The following is a 19285-nucleotide window of genomic DNA, read 5'->3' as shown; positions in this document are numbered from 1 at the left end:
GACTCATTACGAAAGGCACAACGATGCCCAAGGCTGTCGGAATCGACCTGGGAACCACGAACTCGGTGGTGGCTGCGATGGAGGGCGGCGAGCCTGCCGTCATCGCCAACGCCGAGGGTGATCGCACGACGCCATCGGTCGTGGCCTTTGCCCGCAACGGCGAGGTGCTGACCGGCGAGGTCGCCAAGCGGCAGGCGGTCACCAACCCTGACCGGACCGTTACCTCGGTCAAGCGGCACATGGGCACCTCCTGGGGCAAGAAGATCGATGACAAGAACTACACACCGCAGGAGATCTCGGCCCGCGTACTGCAGAAGCTGAAGCTCGACGCTGAGCAGTACCTCGGCGACACCGTGACCGAGGCGGTGATCACGGTGCCGGCGTACTTCGACGACGCGCAGCGGACCGCCACCACAGAGGCCGGCAAGATCGCCGGGCTCGACGTACTGCGCATCATCAACGAGCCCACAGCTGCCGCGCTGGCGTACGGCCTCGACAAGGAGACCGACGACCAGACGATCCTGGTGTTCGACCTCGGCGGCGGCACCTTCGACGTATCAGTGCTGGAGATCGGCGACGGCGTCTTCGAGGTGAAGTCCACCGCGGGCGACACCCACCTCGGCGGCGACGACTGGGACGCCGCGGTGATGGCGTGGCTGGTGGCGTCGTTCAAGGGCGATCACGGGGTCGACCTGAGCACCGATGCCATGGCATGCCAGCGGCTGCGTGAGGCGGCCGAGCAGGCCAAGAAGGACCTGTCCTCCAAGCAGACCACCCAGATCAACCTGCCGTTCATCACTGCAACCGACAGCGGTCCGCTCCACCTCGACTACGAGCTGACCCGAGCCAAGTTCGAAGAGCTGACCTTCGACCTGCTGAAGCGCTGCCGGCCGCCGTTCGAGCAGGCCATCACCGACGCAGGCCTCGCAAAGACCGACGTCGAACACGTCATCCTGGTAGGCGGCTCCACGCGCATGCCTGCCGTGCAGAAGCTGGTGACCGAGCTCACTGGCCGCGAGCCCCACAAGGGAGTGAACCCCGACGAGGTGGTCTCGGTTGGCGCAGCGATCCAGGCCGGGGTGCTGAAGGGCGAAGTCACCGATGTACTGCTGCTCGACGTCACGCCGCTCAGCCTCGGCATCGAGACCAAGGGCGGTGTGATGACGCGGCTCATCGAGCGCAACACCACGATCCCCACGCGCCGGTCGGAGATGTTCACCACCGCCGAAGACGGCCAGCCGTCGGTGGAGATCCACGTGCTGCAGGGCGAGCGGGAGATGGCCGCGGGCAACAAGACGCTGGGCAAGTTCCAGCTGGTTGGCCTGCCGCCGGCACCGCGGGGCGTGCCGCAGATCGAGGTGGCATTCGACATCGACGCGAACGGCATTGTCCACGTCTCTGCGAAGGACAGCGCAACCAGCAAGGAGCAGTCGATCACCATCACTGGGCAGACGGCCATGTCGCCCGACGAGATTGAGCGGATGATGTCCGACGCCGAGGCGCATGCCGCCGAGGACACTCGCCGACGTGAAGAGGCCGAGGTACGCAACAACGCAGACACGCTCGTGTACCAGACCCGCAAGCTGCTCGATGAGCAAGGTGACAGCATTGCTGCGCAGGACAAAGAACCAGTGGAGTCCGCGCTGTCGGCTGCCAGCGAGGCGCTGGAGAGCGACGACCTCGACGCGATCCGGTCGGCAACCGAGACGCTTGCTGCCGCCAGCGGCGCCTTGAGCCAGAAGCTGTACGAGGCAGCGGCCGCGACCTCCTCTGGGGGCGCTGACGGTGCCGGATCCGACGACGATGTCGTTGACGCGGAGATCGTGGACGAGGAGAAGTGAGCCGCTCAACGTCCCAGCCGGCTCCGGCCGCCGATGAGCCCGCGGCGCGTCTCGACGCCAGCGAGCACGAGATGCCCAACGATGACGGTGCCGACGTGAGCGCGAGCATCGATGCGGAGGCTCCTGAATTGGCCGCCCAGCTCGAGACCGTGACGGCTGAGCGCGACGACTATCTGGATCAGCTACAGCGCCAGCGAGCGGAGTTCCAGAACTTCCGACGAAGGGTCGAAGCAGAGCGACGCCAACAGGTGTCCGCTGGAGTCAGTCGTCTGGTCGAATCGCTGCTGCCAGTGCTCGACGGGTGCGACGCGGCCACCACGCAGGGCCACAGCGAAGTGGCAGCCGTGGGTCAGGCGCTCATGGTGGCTTTGGGAAAGGCGGGTCTCGAACGCATCGACGCCGTCGGGGAGCCGTTCGATCCCACCCAGCATCAGGCCGTGACCATCGAGGCCGCACCCGAGGAAGATCCTGATCCCGACGAGGACGGCTCCGGCAATGGCGAGGCATCCGGTGAGACAGTGGGGAGCGATGGTGCGGCTCCGACCGCATCCGGCGACCCATCCGACGATCGCAACGACCACTACCAGGTGGTGACCGAGGAGTTGCGCAGCGGGTTCCGTTTCGACGGTCGTGTGCTGCGTGCCGCCATGGTCAAGGTACGCACGGCGTAGGGGACGACGATGGACCCACGACGCGAGTGGTTCGAGACCGACTACTACGCGGTCTTGGGAGTCTCGCCCGATGCGTCGGACCCCGACATCACCAAGGCATACCGGAAGCTCGCACGCCAGCACCACCCTGACTCGAGCGACGGCGACGAAGAGCGCTTCAAGCAGATCTCCGCGGCGTACGACGTCATCGGGGACTCGGAGAAGCGGGCCTCCTACGACGAGGCCCGTCGCATGGGTCCCGCAGGGTTCGGTCCTCAAATGGGCGGTTTCGCATCGGGGCCCGGCGGCTTCAGCATCCGCATCGAGGACTTGGGCGACCTCGGTGGCATCTTCGGCCACTTGTTCGGCGACGGCCGCGGGCGAGGCGGCCGCGGCGGCCCGATGCCGATGCGGGGCCAGGATCTCGAGACGCGGGTTGGCGTCTCGTTCCGCGACGCGGTCGAAGGCGCGATCACCGAGGTCGCCGTGCCGGACCCGTCGTCGGGCGGCATGCGCAAGGTGAAGGTACGCATCCCCGCTGGCGTTGACGATGGCGGGAGGATCCGGCTGGCCGGCAAGGGATCGCCGGGTTCAGGCGGCGGCCCGAATGGCGATCTCTTCGTGATCGTCGACGCTGCGACCGATGCCGATTTCGGCCGGGACGCTCGCAACTTGACCGTCAGCGTGCCGATCACGTTTCCAGAAGCAGTGTTCGGCGCGGACGTTCGAATGCTGGACTTCGGTGGGAACTCGGTCACGCTGCGCATCCCGCCGGGGACACCGTCGGGAAAGACGTTCCGGGTGCGCGGCCGCGGCGTCAAGACGCGCCGTGGCACCGGCGATCTGCTGGTGAGCGTCGAGATCGCGGTGCCGACGAAGCTGTCTGGCGCCGAGCAGGCTGCCGTCGAGGCGCTGCGCGACGTCACCGACTTCGAGGGGGGCTCGAGCCGGCGTCAGCGCAATGCAGATCCGGAGCCGGCCACGCTCGCAAATGGCGAGCCGTCAGCCAACCGCTCCAACAGTCACGCCACCAGCGGCGACAGCAACGCTGCTGGTGAGACCGACACGAACTCCGATACCGCAGGAGTCACGCCGTAGGACTCAGGCCTCAAGGAAAGCTGCCATGAGCAACCAACCCCGTCCCAACCAACCAAGCCGCAAGCCATCGGCATCGGCATCGGCATCGGAACGCAACCGGGCGTTGTACGTCATCTCGGTAGCGGCCGAGCTCGCCGGGGTGCATGCTCAGACGCTGCGCATCTACGAGCGAAAGGGTCTGGTGGCTCCAGCGCGTACCTCAGGCGGCAGCCGCCGCTACAGCGACCGCGACATCGCCATGCTCGACCGCATCAGCCAGCTCACCAGCGAGGGTCTCAACCTGGCTGGTGTCAAGCGAGTGGTGGAGCTGGAGGGGCGCGTGGCGTTGCTGGAACGCCGGCTGGCCGAAGCTCAAGCAGAGACAGCGGCCCTCGTGGCCGCGACACACCGCCAGTACCGGCGTGAACTGGTGCCGCTGCCGCAGACCGATCTCATGCGGCGGCCCGGTCCTGGGCCGGCCGCATCCACTTGAGGCTGCACCGAAGCCGCACAGCCGCTGTCACGAGCCTCTTGAAGGGTCCTGTCGACAGCAAGAACCGGCTCGCGACGGGTGCGCGCTCGTAGGCTGGCTCAGTGACTGGCTTGGTGACGACTCGCCGAATTGCGCCCGCAACGGCGACCGGGCTTGCGGACACCCTGGCGAGGTAAGCAGTGCCCGGCTCGATCGTCGTAGGAACGCAGTGGGGCGATGAGGGCAAGGGCCGCATCGTCGACATCGTCGCCAAGGAATGCCAGCACGTCGTTCGCTACCAGGGCGGCCACAACGCCGGGCACACAATCGTCGTCGACGGCGAGACCTTCGCCCTGCAGCTCATTCCCAGCGGGGTGCTGTACGACCACGTGACGCCGATCATCGGCAACGGCGTGGTCGTCAACCCGTGGGTGCTGATCGACGAAATCGACATGCTGGCGCGCCGAGGCGTCGACTGCAGCAAGCTGATGCTGAGCCCCGCGGCGCACCTCGTGCTGCCATACCACCAGATCGCCGACGAACTCGCCGAAGCCCGGCGCGGCGACGCCAAGCTCGGCACCACCAAACGCGGCATCGGACCTGCGTACGCCGACAAGGCGGCACGGGTCGGATTGCGCGTCGAGGATCTGCTCGAGCCGCTGGCACTTCGCGAGCGACTGCTCAGCGTGCTCGCCGATCGCAACTCCTACTTGCGGCAGGTGTTCGACCATCCCGGCGTCGATCCCGATGAGCTGGCCGATCAGCTCATCACCGAGGTGGCGCCCCGACTTGCGCCGCTGGTGGGCGACACCGTTGGCTGGCTGCACGAGGCGCTGCATGCAGGCGAGCGCGTGCTGTTCGAGGGCGCTCAGGCAACGTTCCTGGACCTCGACCACGGCACCTACCCCTTCGTCACGTCCTCGAACCCGGTGGCGGGATTCGCGCTGGTCGGCTCGGGTATCGGTCCTGGTGCCATCGACCAGGTCATAGGCATCGCAAAGGCGTACACCACCCGGGTCGGCTCGGGACCTTTCGTGACCGAACTGCACGATGAGATCGGTGACGAATTGGTCGAGCGTGGTGCCGAGTTCGGCACCAACACCGGCAGGCGCCGCCGTTGCGGCTGGTTCGACGCCGTCATGGGTCGTCAAGCAGTGCGGCTCAACGCCTGCACTGAGATCGCGCTCACCAAGCTTGACGTGCTCGACGAGATCGACACGATCAAGGTGTGCGTGGCCTACGAAGTAGACGGTCGCCGCTACGACTACCTGCCGCACCTGCGCTCGCTGTGCGACCGTGCTGAACCGGTGTATGCGACGCTGCCCGGCTGGAAGACACCGCTCGACAAGGTGACCGAGCGGTGGCAGCTGCCACGGCAGGCCGTGGACTACATCGTGTTCCTCGAACGCCAGCTCGGTTTGCCGATCCGGTACGTCTGCGTCGGCCCGGGCCGCGAGCAGTACATCCGCTTCGCGGCCTGAGTCGGGGAGCGTCGATGAGGGTCTGCGTGGTTGGACAAGGTGGGCGTGAGCACGCGTTCGCAACCACCTTGGGGAGAACGACCGAGGTGGTCGTCACGCCCGGGAATCCCGGCATCCCGGGGAGTACCGGGGCACCCCCGACCGAGATCGATGCGGACCTCTACGTCATCGGGCCGGAGGGTCCGCTGGCAGATGGCTTGGCGGATCGCCTGCGGGCAGACGGCCGGCTGGTATTCGGACCAGGTGCCGACGGCGCAGCGCTGGAGGGTTCCAAGGCGTGGATGAAGGCAGTCGTCAGCGCTGCGGGCGTGCCGACCGCGGCCTACGCCACCTTCAACGGCGAGCCGGAGCAGCGCCGAGCAGCGCATGCCTACCTGGAGGCGCTGTCCCCGCCGTACGTCATCAAGACCAGTGGGCTCGCTGCAGGCAAGGGCGTGCTGGTCACCGACGAGCTGGCGGAGGCCCACGCTGACGTCGACGCCAAGCTGGACGGCACTGCGTTCGGGGATGCCGGCCGTCGCATCGTCATCGAGGAGGGACTGCGAGGTCCCGAGGTGTCGCTGTTCGCACTCTGCGATGGCCGTCGTGCAGTGCTGCTGCCCACAGCCGTGCGCGACCACAAGCGCCTTGGCGACGGCGACACGGGGCCGAACACCGGCGGCATGGGCTGCGTCTCGCCGCTGGCAGATGTCGATCGGGCAGCCTGCGAAGAGCTGGCCGCGATGGCCTTCGAGCCAACGCTGGCCGAACTGAACCAGCGGGGCGTCGACTACCGCGGTGTGCTGTACGCGGGCTTCATGCTGACGCCCGTCGGGCCGCGCCTGCTGGAGTTCAACGTTCGGTTCGGCGATCCCGAGGCTCAGGTCACGTTGCCGCGCATCGAGAACGATCTCGCTGGATTGCTGGCGTCGGCTGCAGCGGGTGAGCTGACTGACGAGGTCGTCATGTCCGACGACGCCATGGTGTGCGTCGTCTGCGCCGCCGGGGGCTATCCGGTCGCACCCCGTACCGGCGATGTCATCGAAGGCCTCGAGCGCGCGCGCGAGGTCCCCGGCGTGACGGTGTTGTGCGCAGGAGTCGCGGAGTCGGACGGACCCGATGCGCCGGGAGGATCTCTGGTGACAGGAGGCGGCCGGGTGCTCAACGTCTGCGGACGCGGACCCGACGTGGCAACTGCTCGTGACCGGGCATACGAAGCTGTTCGACGCATCAGCTGGCCCGGCATGACCTACCGCACCGACATCGCTGCAGCCGAAACCCTGCTCGTCGCTGGCGACCGCTGATGGCTGTGCGCGCGGGTGCGATTCGGCGCTGCGAGCGCGGACTTGGATATCTCCCTCTTGGGTGCTCCGGGCGGCGAGACTTGGATCGACCCGTCACTGTTTCATTCACCGGCTCCTTCGCCGGCAGGCAGCGGGCCCTCCGCCGCGCAGGACACCTCAGGGGAGCACATCGATGAAGGTCGCAATCTTGATGGGTTCGCTGAACGATGCGCCGAAGATGGAAGCCGCCGCCGAGATGCTCGACCGGTTCGGCGTCGGCCACGTCACCGAAGTGATGAGCGCCCATCGCACACCAGCAGCCGTGGCGGAGTTCGCTTCGGGAGCACGGGACGCTGGCTTCGCTGCCGTCATCTGCGGCGCGGGAATGGCGGCTCATCTCGCTGGGGTCGTGGCCGCACACACGACTCTGCCGGTGATCGGCGTGCCGCTCAGCGGCGGCCTCGCCGACGGCCTCGACGCGCTGCTGTCCACCGTGCAGATGCCGAAGGGCATTCCAGTCGCGACAGTGGCAGTCAACGGAGCAGCCAACGCTGCGGTGCTCGCCACCGAGATCATGGCGGTGAACGATGAGCAGCTCGCTGCCCGTCTGGCAGAGTTCCGCGCCGCGGGTGCACGGTGAGGCTGACGTGAACCGAGCCGAGGTCCCCAACTATCTGGCGACGCGTTACGCCTCTGCGGAAATGGCTGAGCTGTGGTCGCCCAGCCACAAGGTCATTCTTGAACGCCGTCTGTGGGTCGCTGTGCTCGAGGCCCAGCGCGACGCCGGCGTCGACGTTCCCGATGGCGCGCTGGAGGCCTACCGCGAGGTCATCGACCAGGTTGACCTCAATTCCATCAACGAGCGCGAGCGGGTCACGCGACACGACGTCAAAGCGCGCATCGAGGAGTTCTGCGCGCTGGCCGGCCACGAACAGATCCATCGCGCAATGACCTCGCGGGATCTCACCGAGAACGTCGAGCAGTGCCAGGTGCGTGCAGCGCTGCAGCTGGTCACCGAGAGGATGGCGGCGTTCATCATGCGCGTTGGGGCTCTGGCGACCGCCCACCGCGATCTCGTGATGACCGCCCGCACCCACAATGTGCCTGCGCAGGTCACCACGCTGGGCAAACGGTGGGCCAACGTCGGCACTGAAGCGCTGGTGGCCACCGAACGCCTCGAAGATCTGATCGCCCGCTACCCGCTGCGCGGCCTGCGCGGCCCTGTGGGAACGCAGCAGGACCTGCTCGAACTGCTGGGCGGCGACGCCCAAGCAGCCGACCGTCTGGAGCGCCGCATCGCCGACGATCTGGGCTTCGCCCGTGTGCTGGGCTCGGCTGGTCAGGTCTATCCCCGCTCGCTCGACCTCGACGTCGTCGCTGCACTCGTGGGCGCCGCCGCCCCGCTGGGCAACCTGGCGCTCAGCGTGCGCCTGATGGCCGGACACGAGTTGGTGACCGAGGGCTTCGCAGAGGGCCAGGTGGGATCGTCGGCGATGCCGCACAAGATGAACACCCGCTCGAGCGAACGCATCAACGGTCTGGTGACCATCCTTCGAGGACACCTGACGATGGCATCGCAATTGGCGGGCGACCAGTGGAACGAAGGCGACGTCAGCTGTTCAGTGGTCCGGCGCGTGGTCCTTCCCGACGCCTTCTTCGCACTCGACGGGGCACTCGAGACAGCGTTCAGCGTCCTGGACGGCTTCGGCGTGTTTCCCGGGCGCGTCGCAGCCGAACTGGACGAGTACCTGCCGTTCCTCGCGACGACTCGCCTGCTGGCCGCGGCGGTCGCGGCAGGTGCTGGCCGGGAGCAAGCGCACGAGCGCATCGGTGCCCACGCGACCGCTGCGGCACTGGCGCTACGCGAGGGAACGGCCGACCACAACGACCTTGCCGACCGCATCGCCGCCGATCCCTCCTTGGCGCTCAACGCCGACGACGTCGCAGCGGCGCTCGCCGATCCGGCCTCGTTCAGCGGCCGCGCTGCCGATCAGGTCGATGCCTTTGTGGCAGCTGCCAGCGAAGTAGCGGAGCGATACCCCGCAGCTGTGACTTACATGGGCGGCGAGGTGCTGTGAGCCTCGCAGCACTGAGCGCACCGAACAGTTGGATCTCGAAGGGAGCACAGTGAGCGAGCTTGAGTTGATCCACCGCGGCAAGGTGCGCGAGATGTTCCTCGTGGACGACAGGCACCTCTTGATGGTCGCAAGTGATCGCATTTCGGCATTCGATGTCGTGTTCACAGAACCAGTGCCCGACAAGGGCCGCGTGCTGACCGCCATGACGGCGTGGTGGTCGCACTGGCTCGGTGACATCGCGCCGACCCACGTGGTCTCCAGCGACCCGGCCGACTTTCCGGCTGCCGCACGTCGGAGCGAGTGGATCGGCCGCTCGCTTCTGGTCCGTCGGGCGGAGATGCTGCCGATCGAGTGCATTGTGCGCGGCTACATCACAGGTTCGGCGTGGAAGGAATACCGGGAACACGGCACGATGCACGATGAGCCGTTGCCGGCTGGGTTGCTCGAATCGCAACAGCTTCCCGAACCAGTCTTCACACCCTCGACCAAGGCCACTGATGGCCATGACGTCAATATCTCGTTTGCGGCGGCCGCCGACTTGGTCGGAGCCGAAGCGGCCAAGGCCGCGCGCGCGATATGCGTCGATGCGTACAGCACTGCGGCCGCCCATGCGTTCGAGCGAGGCATCATCATCGCCGACACCAAGTTCGAGTTGGGCTTCGTCGACGGCTCGCTGGTCATCGCCGACGAATGGTTGACACCCGATTCGTCTCGCTTTTGGCCCAAGGATCACCACAAGCCCGGCGCAACGCCCCCGTCGCTCGACAAGCAGCCGGTTCGGGATGCCACCGAGGCCACTGGCTGGAACAAGGAGCCACCGCCCCCGCCACTGCCTGTCGATGTGGTCGTTGCCACACGTGCTCGGTACATCGAGGCGTACGAGACATTGACCGGCGAGTCATTCGAGGACTGGATGGCACGGCCAGGTGTGTTGGCGGGAGCCACCGCCTCATGAAGCGCTGGGACGTCTTGGTAGAGGTATCGCCCCGAGCTGAGATCGCCGACCCGGCCGGAACCACGATCCAACGCGCACTGACGGCGCTGGGTTTTGACGGCGTCAGCGGAGTCAGGGTCGGCAAGGCCATCCGCATGGAGCTCTTGGCGACAGACGCGGCCGAGGCGCGGATGATGACCGAGCAGATGTGCGATCGCCTGCTGGCGAATCCGGTGATCGAAGATGCCCGTATCGAATTGCGTGCCGCGGAGCAGGATCACGGCTCGTGAGTGTCACCGTCGGCGTCGTCCGATTTCCCGGCACGAACTGCGATCTCGACACACTCGATGCGTTGGAGGAGTTGGGGACGAAGACCGAATTGCTGCGGAGTGACGACACGTCGCTGCAAGGCGTCGACGCAGTCGTGATACCGGGAGGATTCGCGCACGGCGATTACCTGCGAACCGGAGCAATCGCTCGATTCTCGCCGATTATGGACGCAGTGGCTTCGTTCGCGAGCGCTGGCGGTCCCGTCGTTGGCATCTGCAATGGATTCCAAGTGTTGACCGAAGCAGGCCTACTTCCTGGGGCCCTGCGTCCGAATGCCGGGCTCTCCTTTGTGTGTCAACCGCAGCAGGTCGCCATGGCTTCGGTGAATCATGTGCTCGGGCATGGGCTGGCACCGTCGGAAGAACTGAGCATTCCGATCAACCACTTCGAAGGCAACTACGTATGTGATCCCGTGACTTTGCAGCGTTTGCACGACAACGACCAGGTCGTGATGCGATACATCGGCAACCCGAATGGATCGTTGGACGACATAGCCGGGATCTGCAACGAATCGCGCAATGTCGTGGGCCTCATGCCCCACCCAGAACGCGCTACGTCCGAGCTATTGGGGTCAACAGATGGGAACAGACTGCTCGAAGCGTTGCTGCACGCGGCAGCAAGCACTTGCCAAACTGATGAGCGCCACCCGGCTTGAAGGAAAGTAATAGGTATTATGACCCAAGCTTCTTGCGCTGTGGCCGAGGCGGTCTGAGGTGTCAGCCGCCCCGTGTGATTCCAGCACGGGCCAGCATTTCTGCTTGGACGCCGAATTCACGCCAAGTGGCGTACTGGATTCCCTTGCGTTGTCCGTAGTTGACGGCGTGGGTGACAAAGCCCTCTTCGACAGAAGCCATATCGGGTTCGACCTGCAACGCCTCAATAGCCGCTTCGACGTCCCGGCGCTCTTGCATCAAGAGCAGGCGTTTGATCGGCTTTGCCTCGGCAATCTGGGTATCGATTGCGTCCTTCTTGGCATTCAAGGACTCGGTGCTCTGCCGGCGACCTGGCCGCGGCCGATGCGTTTCGAGGGCCTCAAGGTAGTCGCGCACTGCTGCGGCTTCGATGCGCCCAGCAGCAATCGCAGCCTTGTGCTCGTCAGACATTGTTCGTTCACTCATGGTGCTTGTATAGCACGTTTGCAACCCAATTATTTGCCCCAAAGTTGAAATGACTGGTTGATGTGACTGCAGTGCCTTCCACTCCGTCGAGCATTCATGTGGCGCTCGGTCTCACTGACCCCGAATACAACCGCATCTGTGAACTTCTGGACCGTGAGCCAAATCATCTCGAGCTCGCGATGTACGCAGTCATGTGGTCCGAACATTGTTCGTACAAGTCATCGCGTCGGCATCTTGCTCGTTTGCCAACTGAGGCGCCGTGTGTGCTCGTCGGCCCCGGTGAGAATGCGGGGGTAGTCGATGTGGGCGACGGGATCGCCGTTGCATTGCGCATCGAGAGCCATAACCACCCCTCAGCTATCGAGCCGTATCAAGGTGCGGCGACCGGAGTCGGGGGCATCTTGCGCGACATCTTCACCATGGGCGCGCGACCTATTGCCTTAGCCGATCCCTTGCGCGTGGGGCCACTTGACGAGCCACGAAGCAATTGGATTGCTGAGGGAATCGTCAGCGGGATATCTGGTTATGGCAATAGCGTCGGTGTACCCACCATTGCGGGTGAGTTCGTGTCGTGTGAGACCTATCGCGACAATCCGCTCGTCAATGTGGCCGCACTCGGGACCATGCCGACCGAGCGTCTTGTCTTGGGTCGTGCGACCGAAGTGGGCAGCTTGGCCGTCCTGATGGGAGCGAGCACGGGTCGCGATGGCATTGGTGGCGTCAGCGTGCTGGCGTCAGCGGGTTTCGACGAAGGGGCCGACGACGCAGCCAAACGGCCGAGCGTTCAGGTCGGCGATCCCTTCGAGGAGAAGCGTCTCATCGAGGCGTGCTTGGAGATGCTCGATGCAGGACTCGTCAGCGGAATCCAAGACCTTGGTGGCGCCGGGTTGACTTGCGCCGCGAGCGAGACAGCTTCACGGGGCGGGACCGGCATGGAGGTTGATGTCACCGCGGTGCCGTTGCGCCAAGCCGGCATGGCCCCGTTCGAAATCATGACGTCGGAATCTCAGGAACGAATGCTGGCGATTGTCTCGCCGGGCAACGTTGATCAGGTGCGCGCGATCTGCGAAGCGTGGGACGTGAGGGCAACGGTCGTCGGGCGTGTGACCGGCGACGGGATGCTGCGCGTGCGCGACGGTGCCGACGGCTCGGTTCTCGCCGAGATTCCTGCCGCCACATTGCACGACGACGCACCGACCTATGACCGGCCCATGCGGCCGCCCGCCGACCTGACCGCACGCCGGGACGTCGACCCAGCCACCGGCTGCGGCGACACCAGCCCAGGCGACTGCGCGGATGATCTGCTGGCGATGCTGGCGGATCCTCGCTGGGTGTACCGGCAGTACGACCACCAGCTGTTCGCCAACACGGTCGTCGGTCCCGGCCACGACGCCGCGCTGCTGCGACTACGTGACCCCCGCTCAGGCAGGCCCACCGGCCGGGGCCTCGCGGTCTCGGTCGACGGAAATCATCGCTGGTGCGATGCTGATCCTGGCCGGGGCACTGCGATGGTCGTGATCGAATCGGCGCTGAATCTTGCCTGCGTCGGGGCCGATCCGCTAGCGCTAGTGAACTGCCTCAATTTCGGCAATCCGACGCATCCCGAGGTGATGTGGCAGCTGTCAGAGGCCATTGACGGCATGACCGAAGCCTGCGACGCGCTTGGAGTGCCGGTCGTCGGAGGCAACGTCAGCCTCTACAACGAGACCAACGGCATCAATATCGCTCCGACGCCGGTGGTGTGCATGATCGGTATCCACCCTGAACTCGTGCGGCGTCCGGTCCCCGACAGCTTGCAAGCTGGGACCGAACTCGTGCTCCTGGCTGCTCCCGAGGCTGCGGCCGACAACATTCGCGCGGCACAAGCCCCCTCGGCGCCACCGATCCCGCTCGGCGGCAGCCGGTGGGCATGGGAACGCCGCCACTGCCGAGACGGAGCGCTGCCGGCGGTCGACCTCGCCGGTGCGGTCGCCACCGCCCGCTTCGTGGCCGCAACGGTGCGGGACAACCTCGTCGGGTTCGCCCACGATGTCTCTGAGGGGGGTATTGGGGTGGCCATTGCAGAGATGTGCTGCCATGGGGGCGCCGGCGTGCAAGCCCGGATCCCGCCGCTTGGAGCATCTGCGCCCGCGGTCCGTGCGTTATTCGCAGAGCCACCGGGTCGCGTCCTGGCGGCCGTCGAACCCGGTGACGTCGAACGCCTCGAGCGCGCGGCTTCGTCGGCGGGCGTCGAGTGCCGCCGCCTTGGCCGGTTCGGCGGATCGAGAGTGCTGATCGGCCGCCCTGGCGAGCCCGGCTACGACATCGATCTTGCACTCGCCGACACCGTCGCCCGGTGGTGCGGCGCCTTGCCCCAATCGTTCGCGGGGCCGATCGATGGAGCAGCGGCATGAACGAGGCTCCCGACGAAGGCGTGGACCTCATCAAGCCGCGCGAGGCCTGCGGTGTCTTCGGCGTGTACCTGCCGGGTGGACCCGTCGCTCACCTGTGCTACCTCGGGCTGTACGCGCTGCAGCACCGTGGGCAGGAATCAGCCGGCATCGCAGTGTCCGATGGCACGCACATCACGGTGGTCAAGGACATGGGCCTTGTGGCCAGCGCTTTCGACGACCGGGTGCTGGCAGGCCTCGAAGGCGACCTCGCCATCGGTCACACCCGCTACTCCACAACGGGTTCGAGCTCGTGGCGGGCGGCGCAGCCGTTCTACCGCGGTCTCGATGGAACCGAGTTCGCCCTGGGTCACAACGGGAACCTCACCAACACCGCAGAGCTGGCGACCTCGTCGGGGATGCTGGACGGCGTTGTCACCAGCGACAGCGACTTGGTCGCCGAGCTGATCGCGCAGCGCATCACCGCTACTCCGCAGATAACCCGCACCCGCCAGCGCGAGGCAGTGACCGAGGCGCTGGCACACGTGCTGCCCAGCTTGCGCGGCGGATTCACCTTCGTGGTTGCCGACCGCGACCGCCTGATCGGGGTTCGCGATCCGCACGGCATCTGGCCGTTGTGCGTCGGGCGCCTTGACGGCGGTTGGGTGCTGGCTTCGGAGAATCCCGCGCTGGAGGTTGTCGGGGCAACGTTCGAGCGTGAGATTCAGCCGGGCGAGATGATCATCATCGACGCCGCCGGGTGCCGCTCACTGTGGCCCTTCCCAGGCGGCGGAAGAGCTGGCGAAGGCGCGTCCTCGCGCCTGTGCATCTTCGAGTTCGTGTATTTCTCGCGACCCGACACCACCCTGGCCGGTCAGAACGTCCACGCTGCACGCCAGCGCATGGGGGCTCACCTGGCGACCCATGCGCCGGTCGAGGCTGACTTGGTCATGCCTGTACCCGAATCGGGCATTCCCGCAGCACAGGGCTACGCACGCGCCAGCGGAATTGCCTACGGCGACGGACTGGTCAAGAACCGCTACATCGGTCGCACGTTCATCGCTCCGAACCCGCTTGTCCGGTCGCTGGGTGTACGAACGAAGCTGAATCCGATCAGCTCCAACATCGACGGGCGCCGGCTCGTGGTGGTCGACGATTCGATTGTGCGGGGCACCACCACTCGATCCATAGTGGACCTGCTGCGCGGGGCTGGCGCCACCGAGGTGCACCTGCGCATCTCCTCGCCCCCGTACCGCTGGCCGTGCTTCTACGGCATGGACACCGGCACGTCCGATGAGCTGCTGGCAGCGAACCGCGATCTGGAACAGATCGAGGAGTTCTTGGGGGTCGATTCGCTGTCCTACCTGAGCCTCGACCATCTCATCGACGCAACCGGCGTGCCGGGAGGCGGTTTCTGCCATGCATGCCTGACGGGCGAGTACCCGGTCGAGATTGGCGCTGCGACACGAGCAGAAGTGTTCGGCGGCGGCGCCAGCGAGCCGAGCCGATCGCTCATCGCGACGGGCAGCGTGCAGCCGGCTGCCGCCGCGGGATCCGTCGCGAGATGACAGACGATCCTGTCGCCACGCCTGCCGGCATCGCCGCGGCCAGCGACACGGGGCCGTTGACGTACGAGACAGCAGGGGTGAGCATCGCAGCCGGGGAGGAAGCGGTCCGCCGATTGGCTCCGCATGCCCGCAGCACATTCCGGCCAGAAGTGCTGAGCAACATCGGGGCCTTCGGCGCGGTCACGGCGCTGCCGGACGGCTTCACCGAACCGGTGCTGGTGAGTGCGAACGACGGTGCCGGCACCAAGCCGCTCATCGCCGCGGCGCTGGATCGCTGGGACACCATCGGGATCGATGTGGTGGCCATGTGCGTCGACGACATCGTCACGCTCGGCGCGCAGCCCTTGCTGTTCCACGACCAGATCACTGCGGGACGTCTCGAACCTGACGTGGTGGAGGCGATTGTGTCCGGCTTGGCGGCCGGCTGCCGCAGCGCCGGCTGTGCCCTGGTCGGCGGCGAGCTCGCAGAGCATCCCGATGCGCTCGCACCAGGAGAGGTTGACATCGCTGGCTTCGCTGTGGGCGTCGCCGAGCGCGCGCGGCTGCCTCGACCGCTCACCGGGGAACCCGCTGTGCTCGTTGGGCTGGCATCGGGCGGGTTGCGATGCAACGGCTACAGCCTCGCCCGCCGCGTCCTGCTCGGCAGCCCGCCCGAGCCGGGCCTGCTCGATGCGCCGGCTTGGCCAGGTGCCGATCGCACGCTGGGCGACGAGCTGCTGGCGCCGTCGGTCATCTACGCCCCGACGGTGCTAGCGCTCTTCTCAAAGTGCGATGCTCGCGGGGCCGCCCACATCACGGGCGGGGGACTGGCCGCCAACGTGGCGCGCATGCTGGGACCCGCCGCCGACGCGGTGGTCCGGCGCGGCACCTGGCCGGTGCCGACCATCTTCAGCCACATCGCCAGCACCGGACCGGTGATGGGGTCGGAGATGGAACGCGTCTTCAACCTGGGGATCGGCATGGTGGTTGCTGTGCCGCCTTCACAAGCAGATGCTGGCGTCGCCACGGCTCACGCTGCGGGCCACGAGGCTTGGGTGATCGGCGAAGTCGGGCCCGGTAGCGGCACCGCCCACCTCGTTGACCCTGATACCTAGCCGACGCCCAATACCCTGCCAGCGCTGCAGCCGCGCCAGGAGCACTGATGACTGCCACCGCAGGGTCTCGACCCACCGCCGCCTATTCCGCCACTCTCGAAGTCGAGCTTGCCCACGTACCGGGCACGCTCGGCCGGCTGTGCATGGCCATCGGTGACGTCGGGGGCAACATCCAGAGCCTCGACGGCTTCACCATCGTGCAAGGAACCCTGACTCAGCACATCGTCGTGGACGCTTCCAGCGAGGCCCACATCGCCCAGATCTGCGCGGCGGTGAACGGCCTCGAAGGCATCACTGTCATCTCAGCCCTCGACCGCACATTCGAGCTCCACGCCAACGGCAAGCTCGAGACGGTCAGCCGCATCCCGCTGCGAAATGCCGATGACCTCTCCATGGCCTACACGCCCGGTGTGGCCCGGGTGTGCCGGGCAATCGTGGACGAACCCGAGCGTGTCCACGACCTGACCATCAAGGGCAACACGGTGGCGATCGTCACCGACGGCACAGCGGTGCTCGGTCTCGGCGATATCGGTCCCGCCGCGGCGATGCCGGTGATGGAAGGCAAGGCGCTGCTGTTCAAGGAATTCGCCGGAGTGGATGCCTTCCCGATCTGCCTCGACGTCAACGAGCCCGCCGAGATCGTCGAGACCGTCATCCGGCTCGCGCCCACCTTCGGCGGCATCAACCTCGAGGACATCGCTGCGCCCGGAGCCTTCGAGGTGGAAGAGGCGCTGCGCGCCGCGCTTGACATCCCCGTGTTCCACGACGACCAGCACGGCACTGCGGTGGTGGCGCTGGCTGCGCTCGAGAACTCGGCGCGCATCGTCGGCAAGGAGATGGCGAATCTGCGCTGCGTCATCCTGGGCGCGGGCGCCGCGGGCGTTGCGACGGCCAAGATCCTGCTCGGTGCGGGCATCGGTGACGTGATCGCGTGCGACCGCAAAGGCACCATCCATCCCGGACGCGCTGACTTGAATCACTCCAAGGCGTGGCTGGCGAACAACACGAACGTCGATCGCGTGGCGGGGTCGGTGTCCGACGCGATGGCGGGCGCTGATGTGTTCCTGGGCCTAAGCGGCCCCGGCCTTGTCACGCGCGCCGACGTCGAGACGATGGCCGAGCGGCCGATCGTGTTCGCGATGGCCAATCCGGATCCCGAAATCCTGCCCGACGCCATCGCCGACATCGTCGGGGTCATGGCGACGGGTCGCAGCGACTATCCCAACCAGATCAACAACGTGCTCGCATTCCCGGGCATCTTCCGCGGCGCATTCGACGCTGGCGCCACCGACATCACCGAGAACATGAAGATTGCGGCTGCCGACGCCATCGCGGCAGCGGTGTCCAGCGACGATCTCAGCCCCGATCTCGTCATCCCCACCGCGTTCGACCGCTCAGTCGTTCCGGCAGTTGCGAACGCGGTAGCCACGGCCGCAATCAGCGACGGCGTAACACGCAACACCAACTGAGGCTCACGAGTGCGGCGGAGCCTTGCACTCGCACTAGTTCGTGGTCGGGACCGGCGTCGATCCGGTGACCTCACGCTTTTCAGGCGCGCGCTCTGCCAACTGAGCTACCCGACCGCGGTCCCGACGGGATTTGAACCCGCGACCTCTGGCTTGACAGGCCAGCGTGAACTCCAGACTTCACCACGGGACCAGCTGTATTGCTGTGTGCTTGCACCGGCGTTGGGGCCGAGGTCCCTGCTGGTGCAAGGGGAGCAACGATAGCCACCTCGATCATCAATCAGCGCCGATTTTGATCTGGTCGTCCAACCGTCGTGTGGCCGGTGTGCGATCATCGGCGACCTCTGACAATGAGCAATGAGTTGGTGACACCCCCTGCCTATTCTGGTCGCATGGCGACCGAACAAACGCGCGCTCCAACTGCGTCCGACGATGCGCGCCCGCATTGGTCGCTACACCGTGGCGATGTCCTCGATGTCTACGTCGAGTGGCCGCGACCTGCACTGATCGTGTCCGACGGTGCGTACGGTGTCGGCGGGTTTCCTGGTGATCCGCGCACGCCATCAGAACTTGCGAATTGGTACGCGCCCCATATCGAGAATTGGTCCAAGTTTGCTCATCCAGCTACGACGTTGTGGTTCTGGAATACGGAAATCGGCTGGGCGAACGTGCATCCACTGCTGGTTGAGGCCGGATGGGACTACGTCCAGAGCATCGTCTGGGACAAGGGGTTGAGTCACATCGCAGGCAACGTGAATGGCGACACCATCCGTCAGTTCCCCGTGACGACAGAGGTGTGCGTCTTCTACCGGCGCAGGCTCGAGTTCGAGACATCGGACGGCGTCATGTCCGCAAAGCGCTGGCTGCGGCACGAGTGGCAGCGGGCAGGTTTGCCTTTGTCCCGCGCCAATGAGGCCTGCGGTGTCGCGAACGCAGCGACTCGCAAATACCTCACCCAGGACTGGCTCTGGTACTTCCCCCCTCCGGAGATGATGGAACGGCTGGTGCGCTACGCCAATCGACACGGTGATTCGCGAGAGGCGCCCTTCTACTGCATCGAAGGAAACGTACCTGTCACAGCAGCGGAGTGGTCTCGCCTTCGTCATGTTTGGTCTCACGCCCACGGGCTGACCAACGTGTGGGCGGCACCTCCGTTGCATGGAGATGAGCGGTTGAAGGGCAACGGCGTACGCTCCGCTCCTCGCGTTCACCGGCCGGGACCCAACGCAGCGGTTCACCTCAACCAGAAACCGGTCGAGTTCATGCAGCGCATTATTGCGGCGGTGACTGCTCCAGGCGATTCTGTCTGGGAGCCCTTCGGTGGATTGTGCAGCGGTGCCGTCGCGGCGATCATGGATGGCCGTCAGGCATTCGCCGCCGAGCAGATTGAGCATTTTGCCGATGTAGCTGAACAGCGACTCACTCAAGTAGCAACCGAGTGAGTGTGATGCCCGGCAGCGACCTTCAAGCACCGTCTCTGCCTGCACTCAACGCCGAAGATCCGCGGACAGCGTTGACTGGTCGCGTACGTGATGCACTCGGGGC

17 protein-coding genes and 2 tRNA genes are annotated in these 19285 nt (G+C 66.1%); 16 read left to right on the top strand and 3 right to left on the bottom strand.

All coding sequences use genetic code 11. The annotated features are described in order from the left end of the window. Positions 1-23 precede the first annotated feature (23 nt). From dnaK to purQ, 11 genes are all read left to right on the top strand, one after another. Entirely contained in the window at positions 24-1841 is a 1818-nt protein-coding gene (dnaK, locus tag ACOOHB_RS14995) for a molecular chaperone DnaK (protein WP_420445624.1), read from the top strand. After that, entirely contained in the window at positions 1838-2512 is a 675-nt protein-coding gene (locus ACOOHB_RS14990) for a nucleotide exchange factor GrpE (RefSeq protein ID WP_420445623.1), read from the top strand. Before dnaK ends, ACOOHB_RS14990 begins: the two co-directional genes overlap by 4 nt. 9 nt (positions 2513-2521) lie before the next feature. Continuing rightward, the gene (locus tag ACOOHB_RS14985; RefSeq protein WP_420445622.1) at positions 2522-3589 is read left to right on the top strand and encodes a DnaJ C-terminal domain-containing protein; all 1068 of its coding nucleotides are present in this window, start codon (positions 2522-2524) and stop codon (positions 3587-3589) included. A gap of 25 nt (positions 3590-3614) precedes the next feature. Beyond that, positions 3615-4061 carry a heat shock protein transcriptional repressor HspR gene (locus tag ACOOHB_RS14980; protein WP_420445621.1) on the top strand — a complete coding sequence of 149 codons (447 nt, stop codon included), beginning with the start codon at positions 3615-3617 and terminating at the stop codon, positions 4059-4061. A 179-nt stretch (positions 4062-4240) separates the two neighbouring features. After that, entirely contained in the window at positions 4241-5521 is a 1281-nt protein-coding gene (locus ACOOHB_RS14975) for an adenylosuccinate synthase (protein WP_420445620.1), read from the top strand. A gap of 26 nt (positions 5522-5547) precedes the next feature. Beyond that, positions 5548-6804, top strand: a complete 1257-nt coding sequence (gene purD / locus ACOOHB_RS14970) for a phosphoribosylamine--glycine ligase (protein WP_420445619.1) — start codon at positions 5548-5550, stop codon at positions 6802-6804. Between the two features lie 172 nt (positions 6805-6976). Then, the gene (gene purE, locus ACOOHB_RS14965) at positions 6977-7423 is read left to right on the top strand and encodes a 5-(carboxyamino)imidazole ribonucleotide mutase (RefSeq protein ID WP_420445618.1); all 447 of its coding nucleotides are present in this window, start codon (positions 6977-6979) and stop codon (positions 7421-7423) included. A gap of 7 nt (positions 7424-7430) precedes the next feature. Beyond that, the gene (gene purB / locus ACOOHB_RS14960) at positions 7431-8861 is read left to right on the top strand and encodes an adenylosuccinate lyase (RefSeq protein WP_420446917.1); all 1431 of its coding nucleotides are present in this window, start codon (positions 7431-7433) and stop codon (positions 8859-8861) included. Positions 8862-8910: 49 nt separating this feature from the next. Continuing rightward, a complete protein-coding gene (locus ACOOHB_RS14955; RefSeq protein WP_420445617.1) occupies positions 8911-9816 on the top strand; it encodes a phosphoribosylaminoimidazolesuccinocarboxamide synthase in 906 nt (301 codons plus the stop codon). Further along, positions 9813-10085 carry a phosphoribosylformylglycinamidine synthase subunit PurS gene (gene purS / locus ACOOHB_RS14950; protein WP_420445616.1) on the top strand — a complete coding sequence of 91 codons (273 nt, stop codon included), beginning with the start codon at positions 9813-9815 and terminating at the stop codon, positions 10083-10085. Before ACOOHB_RS14955 ends, purS begins: the two co-directional genes overlap by 4 nt. Next, positions 10082-10780, top strand: coding sequence for a phosphoribosylformylglycinamidine synthase subunit PurQ (gene purQ / locus ACOOHB_RS14945; RefSeq protein WP_420445615.1), 699 nt, complete (start codon positions 10082-10084; stop codon positions 10778-10780). Before purS ends, purQ begins: the two co-directional genes overlap by 4 nt. A 61-nt stretch (positions 10781-10841) precedes the next feature. Here the strand turns inward: purQ and ACOOHB_RS14940 are convergent, their stop codons facing one another. Beyond that, entirely contained in the window at positions 10842-11243 is a 402-nt protein-coding gene (locus ACOOHB_RS14940) for a hypothetical protein (RefSeq protein WP_420445614.1), read from the bottom strand. 62 nt (positions 11244-11305) lie between these two features. Between ACOOHB_RS14940 and purL the strand changes: the two genes are divergently transcribed. The 4 genes from purL to ACOOHB_RS14920 are packed head-to-tail and all read left to right on the top strand — an operon-like array spanning position 11306 to position 17743. Then, the gene (purL, locus tag ACOOHB_RS14935) at positions 11306-13636 is read left to right on the top strand and encodes a phosphoribosylformylglycinamidine synthase subunit PurL (RefSeq protein ID WP_420445613.1); all 2331 of its coding nucleotides are present in this window, start codon (positions 11306-11308) and stop codon (positions 13634-13636) included. Continuing rightward, positions 13633-15180: an amidophosphoribosyltransferase gene (gene purF, locus ACOOHB_RS14930; protein WP_420445612.1), complete on the top strand. Its 1548-nt coding sequence runs from the start codon at positions 13633-13635 to the stop codon at positions 15178-15180. The genes purL and purF overlap by 4 nt, the downstream gene beginning before the upstream one ends. Further along, positions 15177-16274: a phosphoribosylformylglycinamidine cyclo-ligase gene (gene purM, locus ACOOHB_RS14925; protein ID WP_420445611.1), complete on the top strand. Its 1098-nt coding sequence runs from the start codon at positions 15177-15179 to the stop codon at positions 16272-16274. The genes purF and purM overlap by 4 nt, the downstream gene beginning before the upstream one ends. Positions 16275-16321: 47 nt before the next feature. After that, complete coding sequence (locus ACOOHB_RS14920; protein ID WP_420445610.1) at positions 16322-17743, top strand: NAD-dependent malic enzyme; 1422 nt, start codon at positions 16322-16324, stop codon at positions 17741-17743. Between the two features lie 41 nt (positions 17744-17784). Here ACOOHB_RS14920 and ACOOHB_RS14915 read toward each other — a convergent pair. Together ACOOHB_RS14915 and ACOOHB_RS14910 are read right to left on the bottom strand one after the other, a co-directional pair. Then, positions 17785-17857, bottom strand: a tRNA-Phe gene (locus ACOOHB_RS14915). A gap of 1 nt (position 17858) precedes the next feature. Beyond that, positions 17859-17933 (bottom strand) — tRNA-Asp (locus ACOOHB_RS14910). Positions 17934-18132: 199 nt separating this feature from the next. On the opposite strand from ACOOHB_RS14910, the gene ACOOHB_RS14905 reads away from it, so the two are divergent. Continuing rightward, positions 18133-19182 carry a DNA methyltransferase gene (locus ACOOHB_RS14905; protein WP_420445609.1) on the top strand — a complete coding sequence of 350 codons (1050 nt, stop codon included), beginning with the start codon at positions 18133-18135 and terminating at the stop codon, positions 19180-19182. Positions 19183-19285 lie beyond the last annotated feature (103 nt).

Source organism: Candidatus Poriferisodalis sp. (assembly GCF_965215815.1).
Classification (GTDB): domain Bacteria; phylum Actinomycetota; class Acidimicrobiia; order Acidimicrobiales; family Poriferisodalaceae; genus Poriferisodalis.
The sequence above is the reverse complement of the archived record's forward strand: the minus strand, read 5'-3'. Positions and strand labels throughout refer to the sequence as shown.